The sequence below is a fragment of the Pseudomonas sp. JC1203 genome (assembly GCF_056175065.1).
Genome location: NZ_JBWCAM010000016.1, coordinates 180285 through 198029 on the forward strand (window position 1 = coordinate 180285; position 17745 = coordinate 198029).

The window sequence follows — 17745 nt, forward strand, 5'->3', positions numbered from 1 at the left end:
CAATGTCGAACATAGTATTGAACGCTGGAACTGCCCATGGTCACGACCATGGGCACGACGACCACGAACACCACGATGCGGGTCCGATGACCGTATTTGGTTTCTGGATCTACCTGATGACGGACTGCATTCTGTTCGCATCGATCTTCGCTGCCTACGCCGTACTGTCGGGCAACGTTGCCGGTGGGCCGTCGGGTCACGACATCTTCGAACTGCCGTACGTACTGGGCGAAACCGCCTGCCTGCTGCTCAGCTCGATTACCTACGGCTTCGCGATGCTGTCGCTGCACAAGGGTAACAAGGGCGGCGTGCTGGGCTGGCTGTTCATCACCTTCCTGTTCGGCCTGGGCTTCATCGGCATGGAAGTGAACGAGTTCCACAAGCTGATCGCCGAGGGCTTCGGCCCGTCGCGCAGCGGCTTCCTGTCGGGCTTCTTCACCCTGGTCGGTACTCACGGCGCGCACGTTACCAGCGGTCTGCTGTGGATGGCGGTGATGATGTACCAGGTCTCGAAACACGGCCTGACCCCGACCAACAACACTCGTCTGAGCTGCCTGAGCCTGTTCTGGCACTTCCTGGACGTGGTCTGGATCTGCGTGTTCACCGTTGTCTACTTGATGGGGACTCTGTAATGGCTAACGCTCATTCCCACGACACTGGCAGCCACGGCAGCTTCAAGTCGTACATGATCGGTTTCGTACTGTCGATCATCCTGACCGCGATTCCATTCGGTCTGGTGATGTACCCGACGTTCTCCAAGTCCGCCACCCTGGTGCTGGTCCTGGCGTTCGCCGTGATCCAGGTGCTGGTGCACCTGGTGTACTTCCTGCACCTGGACCGTAGCGAAGCACAGCGCAACAACGTGATCGCCTTCGTGTTCGCCGGCATCGTCATCGCGCTTCTGGTTGGTCTGGCGCTGTGGATCATGTTCAGCATCCATACCATCATGATGGCGCACTGAGGAAAACTGCATGTCCGTTAAGCACTTTATCCAAATCACCAAACCGGGGATCATTTTCGGTAACGTGCTTTCTGTGGCAGGCGGCTTTTTCCTGGCCTCGCAAGGGCATGTAGATTTCGCCCTTTTCCTGGCCACGGTGATTGGTACTTCACTGGTGGTGGCGTCGGGTTGTGCATTCAACAACTGCATTGACCGCGACATCGACGTGAAGATGGAACGCACCAAGAACCGCGCGCTGGTCCAGGGCCTGATCTCGTTGAAGGTCGCCCTGGCCTACGCCACCCTGTTGGGTGTGGCGGGCCTGGCCATGCTGTACAAGATGGCCAACCCGCTGGCGGCCTTGGGCGGCCTGATCGGCTTCATCATCTACGTGGGTTTCTACAGCCTGTACCTGAAGCGCAAATCGGTACACGGTACCCTGGTCGGCAGCCTCTCCGGAGCCATGCCGCCCGTCATCGGGTACGTGGCCGTCAGCGGTCACTTCGACATGGCTGCGTTGACCCTGCTGGTGATGTTCAGCCTCTGGCAGATGCCGCATTCCTATGCCATCGCGATCTTCCGCTTCAACGACTACCTGGCCGCATCGATTCCGGTGCTGCCAGTCAAGCGTGGCATCGTTGTAGCCAAGAAACACATCCTGCTCTACATCCTGGCGTTCCTGCTGGCCACCCTCATGCTGACCCTTGGTGGTTACGCAGGCATGAGCTACCTGGCAGTGGCGGCAGCGATGGGCATGTACTGGTTGTACATGGCCTGGACCGGCTACAAGGCAGTTGATGACAAGGTGTGGGCACGCAAGCTGTTCGTGTTCTCCATCTTCACCATCACGGCCCTGAGCGTGATGATGTCCCTGGACTTCAAGGCGCCGACGGAGCTGCTGCTGACCTACGCTCACTGAGTGTAGGAAGGCGATTCGATCGCTGTCCTGCTACACCGAAAACGCCCCGCACCGAAAGGTCCGGGGCGTTTTTGCATTCTGGAACGGTTGTAGCAGCGGCCGGCAGGCCGCGTCATGGCGCCGTGACGCAGCCTTCGGCAGCTGCTACGTGGATTTTTGTTTTTTAGGGGTATTCACTGAATAGTGTTTTGTTTTGAGGTGAAATATCTGGTTTTAACGTAAATAATTCAAATATCCCTGAATGGGGGCTGGACAGCCTTTGTTCCCCAGGCTTATTGTTGCCCCCAGGCCAGCGCACTGGCCGCGTCGCTCGGACGGTTCCGGGCGCTTACGTTTCGAGGTTTCAACATGGCTGACAACGCTTCTTCGCCGCGCCGCTTTTCGCGTATCGATCGTCTCCCCCCTTACGTCTTCAACATCACCGCCGAGCTCAAGATGGCTGCCCGCCGCCGTGGCGAGGACATCATCGACCTGAGCATGGGCAACCCCGACGGCGCCACCCCGCCACACATCGTGGAAAAAATGGTCAGCGTCGCCCAGCGTGAAGACACCCACGGCTACTCGACTTCGCGTGGCATCCCCCGTCTGCGTCGCGCCATTTCGCGCTGGTACGCCGACCGTTACCAGGTCGAGATCGACCCGGAAAGCGAAGCCATCGTCACCATCGGCTCCAAGGAGGGCCTGGCGCACCTGATGCTGGCCACCCTGGACCAGGGCGACACGGTGCTGGTGCCCAACCCCAGCTACCCGATCCATATCTACGGTGCCGTGATTGCCGGCGCCCAGGTAAGGTCGGTGCCGCTGGTGCCGGGCGTGGACTTCTTCGCCGAGCTGGAGCAGGCCATTCGCGGCTCCATTCCCAAGCCGAAGATGATGATCCTGGGCTTCCCCTCCAACCCCACCGCCCAGTGCGTGGAGCTGGACTTCTTCGAGCGCGTGGTGGCCCTGGCCAAGCAGTATGACGTGCTGGTGGTGCACGACCTGGCCTACGCCGACATCGTCTACGACGGCTGGAAGGCCCCGTCGATCATGCAGGTGCCGGGCGCCAAGGACATCGCAGTGGAGTTCTTCACCCTGTCCAAGAGCTACAACATGGCGGGTTGGCGCATTGGTTTCATGGTCGGCAACCCGGAACTGGTGAACGCCTTGGCGCGCATCAAGAGCTACCACGACTACGGTACCTTCACGCCGCTGCAGGTGGCGGCCATCGCTGCGCTGGAAGGTGACCAGCAGTGCGTGCTGGACATTGCCGAGCAGTACCGCCAGCGCCGCAACGTGCTGGTCAAGGGCCTGCACGAACTGGGCTGGATGGTCGAGAACCCCAAGGCGTCGATGTACGTGTGGGCGAAAATCCCCGAGCAGTACGCGCACCTCGGTTCGTTGGAGTTCGCCAAGAAGATGCTGGCCGAGGCCAAGGTGTGCGTGTCACCGGGCATCGGCTTTGGCGAGTATGGCGATGACCACGTGCGCTTCGCCCTGATCGAGAACCAGGACCGTATCCGCCAGGCGGTACGCGGTATTCGCCAGATGTTCCGCGCCGATGGTTTCGAAGGCCAGGGCAAGGCGCGCAAGCCTCAGTAGACCTGCACAGTCACCAGGGTGAGCCCGTCCTGCGGCTCGCCCACGGTTTCCATCTTCAATTCGCCGACCCTTCCTATGCCGGTGCACCCAGGGCTTTCGCTTTCAAGGCTGCCTGATGGGGCCACCGGGCAGGTGGGCGTGGTGACGGCGCCGCTGAACTGGAGCGTGCCATCGCTGGCCAAGGCTCCGAACGTTGCCGTAGCCAACAGCGTGATAAGTATGGCGCGGCTGCTGAGTGGGGGCATTGTCACCAACCGTTACTGAGTGTGGAGCGGTATTATCCGGGCGCCGTGCCATCACCGTAACCGGATGCTTCCAGTAGCACCTCGGAGCTTTCCCAAAACAACGTGGGAAATTTCTCCTTCATTCCCGGTCCTGCCATTCGTATTGCATCTGCCGCGCCGTACGCGCCGCCGTTTCGCCGCCGAGCAGGCGTGCTACCAGGTGCAGGCTCATGTCGATGCCGGCCGAGATGCCCGCCGACGTCACCAGGTTGCCCAGGTCGACGTAGGGTACATCCGCGACCACGGTAAGCGCGGGGAAGTCACGCTGCAGCAGTTCTATGTCATCCCAGTGGGTGGTGACCTTCTGGTTTGTCAGCACGCCGGCCTTGGCCAGCACGAAGGCGCCTGTGCATACCGAGGTCACTAGTGGCGTGCGCGCGGCGGCTGCGGCTACCCACGCCAGGGTGCGGGCATCGCCCAGGGGGTGGTCGACCACGCCGCCTGGCACTATCAAAATGTCGCAAGGGTTGGCGCTTTCCAGGCTGGCGTCGGCCTGCACGCGCAGGTTGTAGCGGGCGTGCACCAGGCCTGTCTCGGCTGCAACGGTGTGCACGCGAAACGCCGGGTGTGCCAGCACGCCATCGCGCAGCGCTACGCGGCTGGCGACGCTGAACACCTCAAAGGGGCCGGCGAAGTCGAGAATCTCGACGTCGGGGTAGAGCAGCAGGTTGATGTCGAGCGGGCGTTGGCGAATCAGTTCGGTGAGCATGATGGCTTCCACTATTCCACGAAGGGCGTGAAGCCATCATCCTCTGGCTGGGGTTTGGCGGGAATGACAACGAGCGCACATATCCTGCCAAATGCATTACATCACGATGGCCCCGACCACGTTCTTGCCCTTCAGCTCCGACGGTTCCCGAAGGCTGGCGTCCGAGCGGCATGCAGACAGGGTGCGCGCGGTGGCGGTAGCGATGGCGTTGACTGTGTGGGTCTGTTCATCAATGTCGCCGGACAGGCAAGCGCAGCCATAGCCGTAATCGCCATTGGTGCGAATCCACTGGCTGGCGCGGAAGATCGGCTTCTGCCCAGGGGCGCTGTAACCGTCGGCGGTAGCCACTTTCCAGCTGCCTTCGTGGTCGATCAGGTTGATCACCCGCGGCGTGGGGTTTTCATACCAGCCACACAGGCGTTCCGGAGTGGCGTCCTCGGCGTGGGCCAGTGGCATCAGGGAAACAACCAGCAGCGCAACGCTGCCTGAAATGCGAGAAAGGCGCATAAGACCTCCGTGTCTTGGGCGTGCCGCCTGTGAGGCGCGCAGCCAGATGAACAATGAGAATGGGATTGGCTTCCCAATAACCATATTATTAGTAACATTATTTTGACGGTTTTTGGTGTCAAAAATGTAGCGTCGTGAGTACGTTTGATGGCGTTGTGCTTAAAATGACGAGGCGGTCACAATTTTCATGATGGCGTTTTGAGCTGTATTTTACGGTTGGTAACACTCCAATTTGCGGTGGTGCTATCATAAAGTGATAGCTTGTTTCGATGAATAATCGATACCGTAAAACGCTGGTGTCCATCTGGCGCCAGCCCACGAGTGCCACTATCGTCTTCGCCGACATCGAGGCGCTTGTAGGCTATTTGGGCGGGACGATCCACGAGCGTGAAGGCTCCAGGATCAGGCTGAGCTTGAATGGGGAAACATGGCGTTGCCACAGGCCCCACCCAGGTAAAGAGGCGAAACGGTACCAAGTGGAACAAGCTCGGGAGTTCTTCAGCCGAGCAGGAGTGGACGCATGAATTGCATGACTTACAAAGGCTACACCGCACGGGTTGAGTTCGATCAGCGCGATGATATTTTCGTCGGGCGCCTGCTTGGCGTTCGCGACATCATCAGCTTCCACGCCCATTCAGTTGTCGAGTTGCATAGCGAACTTGCGCTAGCAGTTGATGATTACCTGGAAGACTGCGCCGAGCGCGGAGTGACCCCGGAGAAACCGGCTTCCGGTAAGGTCATGTTGCGAATCCGTCCTGAGGTTCACGCTGCTGCAACTATTGCTGCTCAAGTCGCTGGGAAAAGCCTCAATCAGTGGGCAGATGAAGTCTTCGAGCGTGCAGCCCACGGCTGACCCCGGCAGCGCAAGCGATCGAGCCTTAACCACCCGGTCACAAATTCTCCCTACCATCTCGGAAACGTCCGACATCCACGGGAGAATCCATCATGCACGCCAGCGCCGATACCCTGATGCACCGCATTCACCGCGAGCTGGTCGACCACGGTGACGAAGAGCTTGAACTCGAGTTGCTGGACGATGGCTTCGACTTCGATGCGCTGTTCGACAACAACATTCCCGAAAGCCCGGAAAAACACGCCCGCCGCCAGTATTTCGCCGAGCTGTTCCGCCTGCAGGGCGAGTTGGTGAAGCTGCAGAGTTGGGTGGTGAAGACCGGCCACAAGGTGGTGATTCTGTTCGAAGGCCGCGACGCAGCGGGCAAGGGCGGGGTGATCAAGCGCATCACCCAGCGGCTCAACCCGCGGGTGTGCCGGGTAGCGGCGCTGCCGGCGCCCAACGACCGCGAGCGCACCCAGTGGTATTTCCAGCGCTACGTGTCGCACCTGCCGGCGGCCGGCGAGATCGTGCTGTTCGACCGCAGCTGGTACAACCGCGCCGGCGTCGAGAAGGTGATGGGCTTCTGCAACGACGAGCAGTACGAGGAGTTTTTCCGCAGCGTGCCGGAGTTCGAGCGCATGCTGGCGCGGTCCGGCGTGCAGTTGATCAAGTACTGGTTCTCGATCTCCGACCAGGAGCAGCACCTGCGCTTCCTCAGCCGTATCCACGACCCGCTCAAGCAGTGGAAGCTCAGCCCTATGGACCTGGAGTCGCGGCGCCGTTGGGAAGCCTACACCAAGGCCAAGGAAGTGATGCTGCAGCGCACCCACATAAGCGAGGCACCGTGGTGGATCGTGCAGGCCGATGACAAGAAGAAGGCCCGGCTCAATTGCATCAGCCACCTGCTGTCGCAAATGCCCTACGAGGAAGTGCAGCAGCCGGCCATCGAGTTGCCCCAGCGCGAACGTCAACTTGACTACACGCGCAGCCCGGTGCCGGAAGAGCTGATCGTGCCGCAGGTGTATTGAACCGCGCTACCAGCGAGCCGTGGCGTGCCAGTGCTCGATCCAGCCCAGCACCGCATCGGCGGGCATGGGCTGGGCGATGCCGAAACCCTGGGCCAGCTCGCAGCCCATCTGCACCAGGCGCTGGGCCTGGGCGGCGTTATCCACGCCTTCGGCGATGATCTCCCGGCCAAAGGCGCTGGCCAGGCCAAGGATGGCCTGCAGGATGGAGATGTCCTGCGGCGCGTCGAGCATGCCCCGAATGAATGACTGGTCTATTTTCAACTGCGCCACCGGCAGCCGTTTCAGGTAGCTGAGCGACGAGTAGCCGGTGCCGAAGTCGTCCAGTGCGAAGCGCACGCCCATGGCCGAACAGGTGCGCAACGTCTGCGAAACGCCCTCGATATCTTCCAGTGCGCTGGTTTCCAGAATCTCGATCATCAGCATGCTCGGGTCGACGTCCGGGTGCGCGGCCAGGCGCTCCATCAGGTTGGCGACGAAGTCGGGGTGCTGCAGTTGCCGGGCGCCGACATTGACGCTGACCGGCACCTTCGCCCCTTGCTGCTGCCACGCCTGGATCTGCTTCAGGGCGCTGTCCAGCACCCAGTCGCCGATCACCTCCGACAAGGCATTGCTCTCCACCAGCGGCAGGAAACTGTCGGGCAGCAACAGGCCTTTTTCCGGGTGCTCCCAGCGCAGCAGCGCCTCGGTACCCACCACGGCGCCGGTGCGCAGGTTCACTTTCGGTTGGAAGTACAGGCGCAGTTCCTGCTCGCGGATGGCACGGTCGATGCGGTCGAGTCGCGCGTTGTGGCCACGCAGGTCGAGATCGTGCTGGGCGTCGAAGACGTGGAAGCGGTTCTTGCCGGCCAGCTTGGCCTGGTACATGGCCTGGTCGGCCTGGCGCAGCAACTGGTCGGCGCTGACCTCGCCCTCCTGGGGGTAATAGCTGACGCCGATGCTGGCGGACAGCTCGATGGGCAGCGCACCCACCTGCACCACCTCGCTGGCGGCGGCCAGCAGGCGTTCGAGCATCAGCGCGCTGTCGCAGACATGGTCGAGGTCGACGATCAGCGCCACGAACTCATCGCCGCCCAGGCGCGCCAGGGTGCAGGCGTCGCGCAGGGTGTGTTTCATGCGCCGGGCGACGGTGGTCAGCACGCGGTCGCCGGCTTCGTGGCCATGCACGTCATTGATGGCCTTGAAACCGTCCAGGTCCAGGTACGCCAGCGCCAGCTTGCTGCCTGCCTGCAAGGCCCGGGTCATGGCCTGTTGCAGGCGGCTGGCGAGCAGCACGCGGTTGGGCAGGTGGGTCAGCGGGTCGTAGTGGGCCACGTATTCCAGCTGCCGCTGGTGCTCATGCACCTCGGTGACGTCGGTGAACAGCGACACATAATGCTGCACCTGCCCATGGGCATCCTGGATGGCGGTGATGGTCTGGCGGGTGGCAAAGGTTTCGCCGTTGCTGCGCCGGTTCCACAGGTCGCCCTGCCAGTGATGCTCATCGCGCAGGCAGCGCCACAGCTCGGCGTACAGGGCCGGCTCGGTCAGGCCCGAGCCCAGGAAACTCGGGTTGCGGCCCACGGCATCTGCGCGGGCGTAGCCGGTGATGGTGCTGAAGGCGTCGTTGACCTCGACGATAGTGCCGGTGGCGTCGGTGATCATGATGCCCTCGCGGGCATGGGTGAATACGCTGGCGGCCAGGCTCAGGCGGCTTTCCAGCTGCTGGCGGGCGGTGAGGTCGGTGATGCTCACCCGCACGCTGGGCGGCTGGCTGGGGTGCTGCACGCAGTTCAGGCGTGCCAGCCACAGGCTGCCATCGGCGCGCCGCAGGGTAAGCTCGCACTCTTCGGGCTGGGCGCCGCGGCACATGCGCACGAATACTTGTTGCCAGCGGTCGCGGTCATGGCTGGCTACGCGGCTGGCGAAGCGGCGTTGCAGCAGGCGCTCGCGCGAGCAACCCAGCAGCGTCTCGCCGGTGCGGTTCACCGCCTCGATCACCCCTTGGGTGGATAGGGTCAGGTAGCCCACCGGCGCATGCTCGTACAGGTCCAGGTACAGGTCGCGGGAGGTTTCCAGGGCCAGGTGGGCGTTGCGCAGCTCCTCGTTCTGCATCTGCAACTCGACCTGGTGCATTTGCAGGTCGTACAGCAGCTGCGTGTTGCCGGCCTGCGCAGTGTGGGGGGAAGCCTGTGCAGGTGTCGGCAACTTCATGGAGCAGACCCTCTAGGTTTTCGACGGTTGGAGTTGCATGGCCAGCAGAATCAGGTGCGGCCGCGCGCCGCTGCCTGCGACACGGCGGGCGTTGAGGGTAATGGTGTGTGGACCGGCGCCGGCCAGCACTTGTTCAACCACAAAGCCATCGAAGCTGGTGTTGTCCTGCAGAATGGTGCCTAACTGATTGCGCAATGCCACGATATCCCATTGGCCGTTGCCCAACTCATATAGCCGACGGCCAGCAGTTTGCGCCGGCCCGGTGTGGAATTCACGATAGTACGAGCGGCTGGCGGTCACCACCCGCAGGTCGTGATCCAGCAGCAAAAGCGGCTCGATGACCGTGTCCACCATGGCTTCGGCCAGCTCGCGGGCGGCCTGGATGGCCTGTTCGTTGGCCACCCGGGCGTTGATGTCGTGGAACGTCATGACCACGCCGTCGATCACGTTGTCCAGGGTGCGGTAGGGCAGCAGGCGCGCCATGAACCAGTCGCCGGCCGTGGTGCACAGCTCTATCTCGCGGGGTATCAGGGTGTCGAGCACCTGTTGCGCGGGCACCAGCAGGTCCAGGTTGTCCAGGTAGGACGTAATGTCTGCCAGCGGCCGCCCGACGTCCTTGGGAATCAGCCGGTAGATTTTCACCGCATCGCGGGTGAAGCGCCGAATGGCCAGGTGGGTATCGAGGAAGATGGTGCCGATGTTGATGCTGTCCAGCAGGTTCTTCATGTCGTTCTGCATGTCGCCCAGCTGCTCGATCTTGGCTTGCAGCTCGGCGTTGACGGTCACCAGCTCCTCGTTCACCGACTGCAGTTCCTCGCGCGACGTCTCCAGCTCCTCGTTGGAGGACTGCAACTCTTCGTTGGTGGACTGCATTTCCTCGTTGGCCGAACTCAGCTCTTCATTGGCGTCCTGCAGCTCATCAATGGTGGCCTGCAGGTTGGCGCGGGTGTAGGCCAGGTCGCGCTCCAGCCGCGTGACGTTTTCGGGGCTCGGCTGGCTCAGCGCTTCGCTGCTGGTGACAGGTGCGCCGGGCAGGTCCTGGAACGTTATCAGCAGCAGGCGTTCGCCCTGGGCGCTGTCGGCCAGGCGCCGGGCGCTGACCTGAACCTGGCGGTTGATGCCGTCGGTGGTGACAGTCAGCGGTTGCGTCAGGCTGCCGTCGGCCGCTTGTTGCACGGCATTGCGCACCGCCAGTTGCAGGCCTTCGCGGGCCATGTCGATGACGCTCAGGCTGGGTTGGCCAGGCGCCGGGCGCAGGTAGTTGCCGGTGTCGCCGTGGATGTAGAGGATGGTGCCGCTCAGGTCGGTGACCACCGACGCGGGGCCGAAATCCTGCAACAGGGCGCGGCGGGTCAGTTCGGCGATATTGCTTTCACGGGTCATTTTCGCGGGGTGTTCCGGTAGTTTGGCGATCCGTTCGGGCACCCAGGACAGGCTGCGGTTCAACGGCATGGAGGCGGGCATCGTCCCCTTGATGGCCCGGTACAGTTTCCACTTGCGGTGCAGGGGCGAGAACAGCGTGGCATGGCCGCCGATGCTCTCGCTGGGGGACAGGAACAGCACGCCGCCCGGCTTGAGCGCGTAATGGAAGCTGGGCACCAGGCGGTTCTGCAGGGCGTGGCCGAGGTAGATCATCAGGTTGCGACAGCACAGCAGGTCGAGGCGGGTAAAGGGCGGGTCCTTGATGACGTTCTGCACCGCGAACACGATCATCTCGCGGATTTCCTTGCGTACCCGGTAGCCAGCTTCCTCCTGGCTGAAGTAGCGCTGCAGGCGATGAGCGCCAACGTCCTCGGCAATGCTGGCCGGGTACAGCCCGGCCCGTGCGGTGGCAATGGCGTCGGCGTCAAGGTCGGTGGCGAAGAACTGCACGGTCAGTGGCTGGTCGCGGCCTTGCAGCAGTTCGTGCAGCAGAATCGCCAGCGAATAGGCTTCCTCGCCGCTGGCGCAGCCGGCCACCCAGATGCGCAACACCTCGTCGCGGCCCTTGGCTGCCAGCATGGGCTCCAGCACCTGTGCCTGCATCACCTGGAACGCCAGCGGGTCGCGAAAGAACTGGGTGACGTTGATCAGCAGTTCGTTGAACAGCAGCTGCGCCTCGCTGGCGCTGGTTTCCAGCAGTTTCACGTAGTCGGCTTCGCTGGCCACCTGTTGCACCTGCATGCGCCGTTCGATGCGCCGGGCAATGGTGCTTTTCTTGTACTGGGTAAAATCGTGGCCGGTGCTTTGCCGCAAGTGCAGCAGGATGTGCTGCAGGGCTGTATTGGCCACCGGCAGGGGCTCGCTGAACAGCGCGCCGGCCATCTGCGCCACGGTCAGTACCTGGGTGGCGTTGCCGGCCTGGATCACGCTGTCGGGCATGCCGCTGTAGGCTGCTTCCTCCGGGGATTGCACCAGCGTCCTGCCGCCGTGGTCGAGGATGGCCCGGCAACCGCGGGTGCCATCGCTGCCGGTGCCGGACAGCACGATGCCCACGGTCCGTGCGCCGTGCTGCTCGGCCAGGGAGGTGAAGCAGGTGTCGATCGGCAGGTGTTGCCCCGTCGCCGGCCGCGGGCCCAGCGCCAGCCGTTTGCCGGCCAGGCGCAGGTCATGGTTGGGCGGTATGACGTACACCGTGTTGGCCAGCAGGCGCGCGCCGTCGCTGGCTTCCAGCACGGTCAGGGTGGTGGCGCGGCCAAGTATTTCGGCCAGCAGGCTGGGGTGGTCCGGGTCCAGATGTTGAATCACCAGGAAGCAGGCGCCGGAGTCTGCCGGCATCAGGCGCAGAAAGCCTTCCAGCGGCCCCAGGCCACCGGCGGAAGCGCCGAGGGCGACGATGAGTGATGACACGATGGGGCCTGCGGTGGCGGGGGAGGAGGGTATCTTAGCGGGTTTGATACGTGTGCGCGGCAAACCTGTAACCGCTGCCGAAGACTGCTGCTAACGGGTGGTCACGGCCCCAGGTAAGCCTGCAACTCTTTGGTGCGCTGCTCGGCGTGGGCCCGCTTGCAGCCCAGCGCAGCCAGCCCACGAATACTGCCCGAGGCGTTCACCTGGTACACCGCGTCGCAGTCGGCGTCGCGGAACTTGATCCACGCGCGCTGGGCTGCCTGCAGTTTCTGGCGCATGAGGCTGAATTTGTCCGTGGCGCTGTCGGGCTGGCCAAGCCGTTTCAGCAACTGCTGATAGGCCGCGTTCAATTGCGCCTCGGCGGCATCTGCGTCCAGCGCCGCACATTGGGTCATCTGCACCGTGGTCAGCGCATTGGCGCAGTCGGGCTTCGGTTCGCTGGCGGCGAAAGCACCTGTGGTCAAGGTGCCAAGCAGCAGGAGTACAAATGTTCTCATCGGTGTGCCCCCACCAACAGCAGCATCGGCCGCTCCACCTCATCGGCCAGCGCTGGCACCGCCGCCAGCTGTTGCGCGGTCGGCCCCCAGTCCTCGATATGCGCCAGGGTAAAGCCGGCGCCCATGACCGCATTCAACAACGTGCCGAGGGTGCGGTGCTGTTTCACCACGCCGTCGGCCAGCCAGTTGGTGACCCGCGCCCCTTCACGCTGGTAGCTGTCCACCGGCCACACTTTGCGGCCGTCAGCCGTGGTTATCCAGTCTGCCTGGCGCGACGCCATGAAAATCGGGTGCTCGATGGAAAACACCAGGTGGCCGCCGGGGACCAGCGCCCTGTGCGCGGCAGCCAGCAGGCCGGGCAGGTCCTTGAGGTAATGCAGGGTCAGCGAGCTGTAGACCAGGTCGACGCTGCATTCGGGCAGTTCCAGCTGTTCCAGGTCGGCCTGGGCGTAGCGGATGCGCTCGTCGCTGGTGGTGGCGCGGGCGCGTTCCAGCATCATCTGCGACACGTCCAGCCCCAGCACGCTGCGCGCGCCCTGTTCGGCGGCCCAGCGGCAGAACCAGCCATACCCGCAACCCAGGTCCACCACCCGCACGCCGTGCATGATCGGCAACATGGCCTGCAACGCCGGCCACTCGGCGGCGCCGTCCAGGCCGTGCACTGAACGCCCCAGTTGGGCGTAATTGGCGAAGAAGTGCGGGTTGTCGTAGATGTTCTGGGTCATGGGCAGCGGTCCTTGGCGTTTCCCCAAGCCTACTAGGGTCTGTATGAAATGTGTTCCAGCGAAGGCCAGGCAAGGCGAAAACAGGCGAGGAAGCGGAGTTTACGGGTTGTAAATGAGCATTCCGAGCCTGTTTTCAACGCAGCATGGGCGAGCTGGGATACATTTCGTACAGAGCCTACAGCCCGGCGGGTGCGACGGAACCTATAGTGTAATAGCCAATGTCTTACACGCCGTGCTCCCAATCGCCTCTATGGGAAACTCGCCCGTGGCCTTAATCTACGTCCAACAGCTGAGGCAAAGGAGTTGCCCGGCGTCAGGATGACAGGCCACGAAAGGATTCACTTCGACAGGGAGTTGAATGGGCCAAAACAAAAAACCCGCTTCGGCGGGTTTTTTGTTGGGCGCGATTCAACCCTGGGGTCATATCATCCGCCTATATCCTCTGCGGACAAACTTTGACCGCAACCGCCGAAAATTACCCGCCCGATCAATAAAGATTCCGCCCGCGCCGCCGATGGCACAGGCGACAGCGTGTCGCACAAGGCCGTCATCCGAAAACTTGACCAAGCTCTCCGAAAAAGCGCCTTGAGCGCTTACAATCCGCTCACCGAAATTGAACCGCACAGGCCCCGTCAGAACATGGCGCTCGACCCACCCACAATGTTGACGATCACCATCGCCCTGGCTGCCGCCGCCGCGCTGTACCTGGCGGTAGAGTGGGCCAGCGTGCGTTCGCCGTCACTGCTGCTGTGGAGTGCCGGTTTCGGCATCATCACCATTGGTTCCACCCTGGCGCTGCTGCGCGGCAGCGGCTTGCTGGTGGTGGGCATCTGGTTCGCCAATGGCCTGCTGGTGACCGCCCACTGGTTGTTCCTGCTGGGGGTGGCGCGCTTTACCGAGGCACGGCTGTCCAGGGCCTGGTACCTGATTATCGCGGTCTGGCTGGGCATGCTGTTCCTGCCCGACGGGCCTTGGTGGTCCAAGGTCATGATGGCCACGCAATCGAGCATGATCGGCCTGGTCACCCTGCGCGCCAGCTTCCTGCTGCGCCCCCACGGCAAGTCCTTGAGCGTGGGCGCGGTGCAGTTGCGCTACGTGCTGTTGCTGCACGGCCTGTTCTACTTCGCCAAGGCGCTGTCGGTGGTGCTGCCCGGCGCCCTCATCGACCTGGCGGCGTTCCGCGGCGAAATCATCCAGATCTCCCTGGTGGAGGGCGCCATGGCGATCATGCTCATCGCCCTGTCCATGACCGGCACCGAGCGCTACCGGCGCGAACGGCAGATCGCCCGCCTGGCGGCCCGCGACCCGCTCACCGCCCTGTACAACCGCCGCGCCCTGGAGCAGCGGGCGCCGCGCCTGCTGCAGGATGTCTCCAGCGCCCGGCCCGGCGCCTTGCTGCTGATCGACATCGACAACTTCAAGTTGGTCAACGACCTGCACGGCCATACGGCCGGCGACCGCCTGCTGATTGCGCTCAGCGAGATGATCCGCGCGGTGCTGCCGGAAAACTCCCTGGCTGCGCGGCTGGGCGGCGACGAATTCGTCATTCTGGTGAGCAATGCCACGCGCGAGGCTATCGTGGAACTGGGCAGCGCGTTGCGCGACCGCTTCCACAGCGCCGCCGCGGATGCCTTCGCTACCCCCGAAGCCGTGACGCTCAGCATCGGCGCCAACCTGTTCGACCAGCCGCCTGCCAGCCTGGCGGAGTTGATCGAGCTGGGCGATGCGGCGTTGTACGAGTCCAAGCGCGGCGGCCGCGACAGCATCCGCCTGGTGGACTGGACCTGCGCGGGCGGCGAGCCGGTGCGCGAGCAGTGACTGGCCGTTCGGTGTAGCCGCTGCCGGCTGGCTGCGCTGGGCATCGGCAACATCAGGGAACGTCGTGTTGTTCGCGATCTGCTACAACTTAAACCTCTCCACTATTGGCGAGGCCTCCCATGCAAACCCTCGACAAAGCCCTGGCCTTCCAGGCCCTGCACACCCAGCCCAAGCTCTTTATCCTGCCCAACGCCTGGGACGCCGGCAGCGCGAAAATCCTCGAATCCCTGGGCTACCAGGCCCTGGCCACCACCAGCGCCGGCCTTGCTTTCAGCCTGGGCCGCCGCGATGGTGAAGGGGCCGTGTCGCGCAGTGAAACCCTGGCCAATGCCCAGGCTATCGTGCAGGCCACCGACCTGCCGGTCAGCGCCGACCTGGAAAACGGCTTCGGCGATAGCCCCGACGCCGTCGCCACCACCATCCGCATGGCGGGCGAGATCGGCCTGGTGGGTGGCTCCATCGAAGACGCCACCGGTAACGCTGCGGCGCCCATCTATGACTTCAACCACGCCCTGGAGCGGGTAATCGCTGGCGTCGAAGCCGCGCGCAGTCTGCCGTTTCCGTTCACCTTCGTGGCCCGTGCGGAAAACTTCAGCCATGGCCGCCTGGACCTCGACGACACCATTCACCGCCTGGTGGCTTTCGAACGGGCTGGCGCCGATGTGCTGTTTGCGCCGTCGTTGCCCAACCTTGAGGCCATTCGCCAGGTGTGTGCGGCGCTGGGTAATCCGGTGAATGTGGTGATGGGGCTGGCGGGGTCGAAGCTCACTGCCAGTGAACTGGAAGGGGCAGGAGTGCGCAGGGTCAGCCTGGGCAGTTCGTTTGCCCGCGCGGCGCTGGGGGCGTTATTGCGGGCGGCGCGGGAGGTGAGGGACGGCGGCACGTTTGAGTTTGCCGATGAGGCGCTTGGGTTTCGCGAGGCGAATGGGGTGATGGGGGGGAGCCCAGAATAGAGGTCCTGAAGCCCGGTCTTACAGCTCCGATTGCGCGGATTGTGGTGCGCCCCGGGCAAATCGCAGGCACAAAAAAACCGACTCAAGGCCGGTTTCTCTGCTGCGACCCCAATCATGGCCGATTGCCGGCTTCCTGAGGCACCTGCAATTCAGCAATGAGTGGCATGGGCACAGGCGTTTTGCCGTTGAGGCGTTTGCTCAGTTGCATGAACGGCAACTCGACGTAGCGATAACTCACATGGGCTGCCAGGAACGCAAGGCCGGTAGCCACCAGCGCCAGCAAGGTGGACGGCTTGGCACTGCCCAGCCAGTAACCCGCCAGCAACGCCATGCTGGGGTGCAGCAAGTACAGCGAGTAACTCCGGGTGCCCAGCCACAGCAGCAGTGGTTGCTGCAGGCGTACACGCTGGGTCAGCAGCAGGAAGCTGCCGATGGCCAGTGCATAGGTGAACAGATAGCGCACCCAGTACTCGCCCAGGCCGGTGTCGAAGCTGTAGGAGGCGTAGAAGGTCGGCGGCAGCAGCACGCAGTAGGCCCCGAGTAGGGCGACAGCGCAGCGTTTGGTCGTGGCGTTGGCCTGCCCTAGAATCCAGTCGCGCCAGATCGAGCCGAACAGCATCAATGAAAGCCCCAGCGGCAAGGCTACCGGCAACTTGCGGTGAAGCAGCATGCGGGCCATGCCCATTGCCAGCGCGACCAACAGCAGCCCCAACGCGCAAAGGGCGCGGAACGCCGTGTCGTGGAGCTTGCTCATCAACATCAAGCCCAGGCAAAGGGCGTAGAACACCCATTCGATGAACAGTGTCCAGTACAGCCCCACCACGTCGTCGAAACCGGCAGCTGCCTGCAGCATGGTCAGGTTGGCGATGATGGTGCGGCCACTCGGCAGCTCTGCGCCGGTCAGCGCCAGCATGGCGACGAACACCGCCATCGATAGCCAATAGGTGGGATACAGCCGCAGCCCCCGCGACACGATAAAGCGTCGCGCACCGCCGGGGCCTGGCTGCAGGCTGAACGGGATGACCACCCCGCTGAGCAGGAAGAACCAGATGACCCCCATCTTGCCGATGTCGAGCAGGAAGTGGTCAGGCAGCGACCACGCCCCCAGCGAGGGTAGCCAGAGGTGGGTAACGACGACCAGGATTGCAGCAATGCCCCGGAGGGAGTCGAGGTAGGCGAGCCGGCTCATGGCTGCACCCCGCTGTGGTCCTGGGCCAGGAATCGCGCGTTGATGACTGTCATGGGAAGTTCCTTTTTAAAGAAGAAACCACACGCGCTCCGGGCAGGGCGGAGGCAAATCAGTGGGTGTGCAAGCCGAGGGGTGGCCTGACCTGATGAAGTTGGGAAAAACGGAAGGACTGCGCACGGAAAGGGTGGGGCACGCTACCGCCACAGGCGACGTCGGCGCAGGTATGCAACTATCGGAAAGGACTGTCGAAACCGGAGCGGTTTCGTATTACCTAGGCAAGGCTTGGCGGGGATCTATTGACGATTGATGGGGATATATAAGGTGTTACCAAATGCGTCGTCAACAGGTTTTGTCAAAGATGCGACGGAAAGGCCGATGTAAAAAATTGTGGATATTTAACTGATTGATTCGTAAGCAATCGATCAGGCTGGCAACGCCGATCCACCAGGCCATGGCAGATCTTGTGGGAGCTGGCTTGCCAGCGAGCTTTTAAGGCCCCAACAGCTCGCCCAGTACGTAGCAGCTGCCGAAGGCTGCGTCCGGCGGCGGTCCTGCGTTGCTCCAGGACGCGGCCTGCGGCCGCTGCTACAGGTGCGATGTGCGCAAAACCTCGTGTAGCAGCAACTGTCTTGCCCAGTTAATTACGTCCGCCATGCTGTGCCCTCGCGCAGCATGGCGTTAAGCCGGATCAGCAGCACCCGCATGCACGCCACCAGCGCCACTTTTGCGCACTTGCCTTTA

Annotated in this window: 17 protein-coding genes and 1 pseudogene; 9 read left to right on the forward strand and 9 right to left on the reverse strand. The window is 63.0% G+C overall.

What is annotated here, in order from left to right; all coding sequences use genetic code 11:
- The first annotated feature begins 2 nt into the window (after positions 1–2).
- The 4 genes from cyoC (at position 3) to alaC (ending at position 3440) form a co-directional block, all read left to right on the forward strand.
- Positions 3–632, forward strand: coding sequence for a cytochrome o ubiquinol oxidase subunit III (gene cyoC, locus AC0SZ7_RS22955; RefSeq protein ID WP_475506507.1), 630 nt, complete (start codon positions 3–5; stop codon positions 630–632).
- Entirely contained in the window at positions 632–961 is a 330-nt protein-coding gene (cyoD, locus tag AC0SZ7_RS22960) for a cytochrome o ubiquinol oxidase subunit IV (RefSeq protein ID WP_455922289.1), read from the forward strand. The genes cyoC and cyoD overlap by 1 nt, the downstream gene beginning before the upstream one ends.
- Positions 962–971: 10 nt before the next feature.
- A complete protein-coding gene (gene cyoE, locus AC0SZ7_RS22965) occupies positions 972–1859 on the forward strand; it encodes a heme o synthase (RefSeq protein ID WP_158154427.1) in 888 nt (295 codons plus the stop codon).
- A gap of 348 nt (positions 1860–2207) precedes the next feature.
- Positions 2208–3440, forward strand: coding sequence for an alanine transaminase (alaC, locus tag AC0SZ7_RS22970; RefSeq protein WP_475506508.1), 1233 nt, complete (start codon positions 2208–2210; stop codon positions 3438–3440).
- Here the strand turns inward: alaC and AC0SZ7_RS22975 are convergent.
- From AC0SZ7_RS22975 to AC0SZ7_RS22985, 3 genes are all read right to left on the reverse strand, one after another.
- Positions 3434–3685: a hypothetical protein gene (locus AC0SZ7_RS22975; RefSeq protein WP_475506509.1), complete on the reverse strand. Its 252-nt coding sequence runs from the start codon at positions 3683–3685 to the stop codon at positions 3434–3436. The genes alaC and AC0SZ7_RS22975 overlap by 7 nt on opposite strands.
- A gap of 118 nt (positions 3686–3803) precedes the next feature.
- Positions 3804–4433: a DJ-1/PfpI family protein gene (locus AC0SZ7_RS22980; RefSeq protein ID WP_475506510.1), complete on the reverse strand. Its 630-nt coding sequence runs from the start codon at positions 4431–4433 to the stop codon at positions 3804–3806.
- A 96-nt stretch (positions 4434–4529) separates the two neighbouring features.
- Positions 4530–4940, reverse strand: coding sequence for a DUF4087 domain-containing protein (locus AC0SZ7_RS22985; RefSeq protein WP_475506511.1), 411 nt, complete (start codon positions 4938–4940; stop codon positions 4530–4532).
- Positions 4941–5209: 269 nt separating this feature from the next.
- On the opposite strand from AC0SZ7_RS22985, the gene AC0SZ7_RS22990 reads away from it, so the two are divergent.
- The 3 genes from AC0SZ7_RS22990 (at position 5210) to ppk2 (ending at position 6803) form a co-directional block, all read left to right on the forward strand.
- Complete coding sequence (locus AC0SZ7_RS22990) at positions 5210–5464, forward strand: type II toxin-antitoxin system HicA family toxin (protein ID WP_475506512.1); 255 nt, start codon at positions 5210–5212, stop codon at positions 5462–5464.
- Positions 5461–5793 carry a type II toxin-antitoxin system HicB family antitoxin gene (locus tag AC0SZ7_RS22995; RefSeq protein WP_475506513.1) on the forward strand — a complete coding sequence of 111 codons (333 nt, stop codon included), beginning with the start codon at positions 5461–5463 and terminating at the stop codon, positions 5791–5793. The genes AC0SZ7_RS22990 and AC0SZ7_RS22995 overlap by 4 nt, the downstream gene beginning before the upstream one ends.
- Before the next feature lie 92 nt (positions 5794–5885).
- Complete coding sequence (gene ppk2, locus AC0SZ7_RS23000; protein ID WP_475506514.1) at positions 5886–6803, forward strand: polyphosphate kinase 2; 918 nt, start codon at positions 5886–5888, stop codon at positions 6801–6803.
- A gap of 6 nt (positions 6804–6809) precedes the next feature.
- Here ppk2 and AC0SZ7_RS23005 read toward each other — a convergent pair whose 3' ends face one another.
- From AC0SZ7_RS23005 to AC0SZ7_RS23020, 4 genes are all read right to left on the reverse strand, one after another.
- Entirely contained in the window at positions 6810–8993 is a 2184-nt protein-coding gene (locus AC0SZ7_RS23005) for a putative bifunctional diguanylate cyclase/phosphodiesterase (RefSeq protein ID WP_475506515.1), read from the reverse strand.
- Between the two features lie 12 nt (positions 8994–9005).
- Positions 9006–11822, reverse strand: a complete 2817-nt coding sequence (locus AC0SZ7_RS23010; protein WP_475506516.1) for a chemotaxis protein CheB — start codon at positions 11820–11822, stop codon at positions 9006–9008.
- A gap of 101 nt (positions 11823–11923) precedes the next feature.
- Positions 11924–12319 carry a lysozyme inhibitor LprI family protein gene (locus AC0SZ7_RS23015; protein WP_475506517.1) on the reverse strand — a complete coding sequence of 132 codons (396 nt, stop codon included), beginning with the start codon at positions 12317–12319 and terminating at the stop codon, positions 11924–11926.
- Entirely contained in the window at positions 12316–13044 is a 729-nt protein-coding gene (locus tag AC0SZ7_RS23020) for a class I SAM-dependent methyltransferase (protein ID WP_475506518.1), read from the reverse strand. Before AC0SZ7_RS23020 ends, AC0SZ7_RS23015 begins: the two co-directional genes overlap by 4 nt.
- A gap of 639 nt (positions 13045–13683) precedes the next feature.
- Between AC0SZ7_RS23020 and AC0SZ7_RS23025 the strand changes: the two genes are divergently transcribed.
- Together AC0SZ7_RS23025 and AC0SZ7_RS23030 are read left to right on the forward strand one after the other, a co-directional pair.
- Positions 13684–14862, forward strand: coding sequence for a GGDEF domain-containing protein (locus AC0SZ7_RS23025; protein WP_475506519.1), 1179 nt, complete (start codon positions 13684–13686; stop codon positions 14860–14862).
- A 119-nt stretch (positions 14863–14981) separates the two neighbouring features.
- Complete coding sequence (locus AC0SZ7_RS23030; protein ID WP_475506520.1) at positions 14982–15815, forward strand: isocitrate lyase/PEP mutase family protein; 834 nt, start codon at positions 14982–14984, stop codon at positions 15813–15815.
- Positions 15816–15927: 112 nt separating this feature from the next.
- On the opposite strand, the gene AC0SZ7_RS23035 is transcribed toward AC0SZ7_RS23030, so the two are convergent.
- Both AC0SZ7_RS23035 and AC0SZ7_RS23040 read right to left on the reverse strand, forming a co-directional pair.
- Complete coding sequence (locus AC0SZ7_RS23035; RefSeq protein ID WP_475506521.1) at positions 15928–17004, reverse strand: acyltransferase family protein; 1077 nt, start codon at positions 17002–17004, stop codon at positions 15928–15930.
- Between the two features lie 641 nt (positions 17005–17645).
- Positions 17646–17745: pseudogene (locus AC0SZ7_RS23040) on the reverse strand (IS110 family transposase); the annotation flags it as partial.